This window comes from Mycobacterium sp., assembly GCF_050701515.1.
Lineage (GTDB): Bacteria > Actinomycetota > Actinomycetes > Mycobacteriales > Mycobacteriaceae > Mycobacterium.
In genome coordinates, this window is sequence record NZ_JBOGDB010000230.1 from 1 (window position 1) to 3309 (window position 3309).

Below are 3309 nucleotides of genomic sequence, written 5' to 3' on the forward strand. Positions count from 1 at the left end.
CAACAAGATCGTCCACAACCCCGACGTGCCTCCCCTCGTCATCCCGGCTTGACCAGTCCGTGACAGAAGCCGCCTCCCCCGAACGACTGCTGTTCGCCTCGACGACCCAGTCATTCCTGGAGAAGGAAGCATCGCTGGGCCGGCTGCGTGAACTCCACGAAGCCGGCACCTCCTTCGAGCCCGACTGGTGGCGCCGCGCCGCCGAACTCGGCTGGACGAGCCTGCTGGTGCCGGAGGAACTCGGCGGCGGTTCCGTGTCGGGCGACGGCGTTCAGGACTTGGCCATGGTGGCCGAGCTGACGGGCAAGACCGTGGCGCCGGGGCCGTTGCATCCGGTCAGCACCGTGCTGGCCGGACTCGTCGAGGCACCCGAAAACCACGCGGAGACAATCGAATCCCTGGTGTCGGGCGAGGCCATCGCGACCTGGGCAGTCTATGAACCGGGTAAGCCGTGGTCACCGTTGGACGCCGCGGTGACGGCGACACCCACCGCAACGGGATTCCGCATCGAGGGGGTGAAGGACCGCGTCGAGGCCGGCGACCAGAGCGACCTGCTGCTGGTGGTCGCGCGGTGCGATGACGCGGTGCGCCAGTTCCTGGTCCCGACGAATGCACCCGGCGTGAAGGTGGAGACGCAAACATCGATCGACCTGGTAAAGCGCTATGCGCGTGTGCATTTCGACGGCGTCGAGATCGACTCGTCCGCTGCGGTCGGATCGGCCGAGCAGATGCCCGAGCTGATCACCCGTCAGAGTCAGATCGCGCAGGTTCTGCAATGCGCCGAGGTCGTCGGCATTCTGAACACCGTGCTCGGCTTCACCATCCAGTGGGGGTTCGACCGGCACTCCTTCGGCCGCCCGCTGGGCTCATATCAGGCGCTCAAGCACAAATACGCCGACCTGAAGATCTGGTTCGAGGCGTGCCGGGCGACGACGAATGCCGCCGTCAAGGAGGTGGCGGCACGTTCGCCCGGCGCCGAGATGGCGGTCAGCGTCGCGAAATCGTATGTGGGCGAACACGCCCCCGGGATGCTGCAGGACTGCATCCAGTTGCACGGCGGCATCGGGGTGACGTGGGAACACGACCTGCATCTGTTCCTGCGCCGGGTCACGCTGTACCGATCGATGTTCGGCACACCCGAGGAGCACAACCTGAAGGTTTACGCTCTCACCGAGCAGCTGGGGTCGGCCTCATGACCGAAACGGCATCGGTGCCAACCGAAACGACCGAGACGGTCGAGGAGTTCGCCGCACGCGCTCGGGCGTGGTTGGTGGAAAACATGCCGCCGATCGATCCGAACGACCCGCCGGAACACGACCGGGGTGAAGAGGAACCGTGGCTTCGCGCCCGCGAGCTTCAGAAGAAGCTCTACGAGGGCGGATTCGCGGGCATCTGCTTTCCGCGCGAGTACGGCGGTCTCGGCCTGCCCATCGCGTATCAGAAGGCGTTCGACAACGAATCGCGCGGCTACGAGCTGCCGATCATTCTCAACACGCCGACCTTCACTATCTGCGCCGCAACGATTCTCGACACCGGCAGCGAGGAACAGAAGCGCCAACACATTTCGGCCGCGCTGCGCGGCGACGAGGTGCTCGTTCAGCTGCTGTCGGAGCCCAGCGGCGGATCGGATCTCGCCGGCGTCATCACCCGGGCCGACCGCCAGGGCGACAAGTGGGTGATCAACGGCGCGAAGACGTGGAGTACCAGCGCATTCGCCGCCGACTACGGGCTGATGCTGGCCCGCACCGACTGGGATGTGCCCAAGCACGAGGGCCTGACGATGTTCCTGGTGCCCATCGACCGCCCCGGGATCACGCTGCGGCGCATCAAGCAGGTGAATGGATCCGTCGAGTTCTGCGAGGAGTTCTTCGACAACCTCGAACTCGGCGATGACGCTGTCGTGGGCGAAGTCAACGGCGGCTGGCAGGTGGCATCCCGGCAGCTCTACCACGAGCGGCGCGCCGTCGGCGGCGGCTCGGAGTTCGCCAGCGGAATCGGCGCCGAGGGCAAGTCGGATGTGCCCATCGACTACGTCGCGCTGTTGGCGGCGACCGGACAGTCCGACAACGAGCGCGCCCGCGAGCTGGCCGGCCGCGCGTTGGTGCACCGGGCGGTGCGCGAGCAGCTGATCGACCACGTGTATCACGGCGTTCTCGATGGCGACCTGCCGCCGGCGGCGGGTTCGATCATTCGGGTCACACACGCCGAGATTCACCATCTGGAGTTCGACACCGTATTGGCGCTTGCCGGCGGTTCGGGCGTAGTCGACATCGGCGACGACCTGATCCGCTACGGCGAGCGCTATCTGTCGCGGCAGGCCGCGGCACTCGGCGGCGGCACCACCGAGATAGCCCGCAACATCATCGGCGAGCGGGTGCTCGGCTTCCCCCGCGAGTACGCGGCCGACCGCGGTGTGCCGTTCAATCAAGTCAAGCGCAACAAGAGCTGATCACAGGTACGTCCGCAAGTGATCGCACATACCGCGGCGAAATGCCTGCATGGACGGCACTTTCGGCTTGACGCCGTCCGCCCCGTGGTACATACCGGGGATGGTGAAAAGCTCGCACGGCACGCCGCAGGCCTTCAGCCGTTCGGCGTACGCGACACCTTCCTCATAGAGGATGTCAAGGTCGCCGACGCCCACCCAGGCCGGCGGCAGCCCGGACAGGTCGGTGCGCCGCGCGGGTGCGGCGTACTCCGGCGCCTCTGACATCTGGGGCTCTCGGCCCAGATACGCGGTCCATGCCCACCGGCTCGACGCCGGAGTCCACATGAACTGGCCTCGGCCACCGTGATCGTCGCGCAGGGCCGTGCGGTCATCCATCATCGGATAAACGAGCACCTGCGCCCGCAAACCGATCCCCTCGTCGGTGGCGCGTTGGGCGACAGCGGCGGACAGACCTCCGCCTGCGCTCGAGCCTGCCACCGCGATTCGGTCCGGGTCGATGCCGAGTTCGTCTGCACACGAACGCATCCAATGCAGGGTCGCCATGCAGTCATCGAGCGCGGCGGGAAATGGGTGCTCGGGGGCCAATCGGTAATCGGGTGAGACGACGACGGCTTCGAGCTCCCGCGCGAGGCGCCCCGCCTCAAAGGCTTCAAACTGCGGGGTACCGACGACCATCCCGCCGCCGTGGATATACAGCACCGCCGGTCGTCGCCTCCGGGAAGCTGTCGGTGTCATGGCGAGCACACGCACCGCGGGTTCGCCGTCGACATTGAGTTGCGTCATCGTCACGCCCCTCCCCGGCTTCGTGCTCAGGCGGAAGCCGAGCCGAGCCAGCGGCAGCGTGCGCGGGGTGAACGAAA

Annotated in this window: 3 protein-coding genes; 2 read left to right on the plus strand and 1 reads right to left on the minus strand. The window is 66.7% G+C overall.

The window, feature by feature from the left end; genetic code table 11:
* Nucleotides 1-59 precede the first annotated feature (59 nt).
* Entirely contained in the window at nt 60-1196 is a 1137-nt protein-coding gene (locus ACRDU5_RS18075; protein WP_526616075.1) for an acyl-CoA dehydrogenase family protein, read from the plus strand.
* Nucleotides 1193-2449 carry an acyl-CoA dehydrogenase family protein gene (locus tag ACRDU5_RS18080; protein WP_526616076.1) on the plus strand — a complete coding sequence of 419 codons (1257 nt, stop codon included), beginning with the start codon at nt 1193-1195 and terminating at the stop codon, nt 2447-2449. Before ACRDU5_RS18075 ends, ACRDU5_RS18080 begins: the two co-directional genes overlap by 4 nt.
* Here ACRDU5_RS18080 and ACRDU5_RS18085 read toward each other — a convergent pair.
* Nucleotides 2450-3309 (minus strand): alpha/beta hydrolase (locus ACRDU5_RS18085; protein WP_526616077.1); only part of this gene is annotated, 860 nt, incomplete at its 5' end.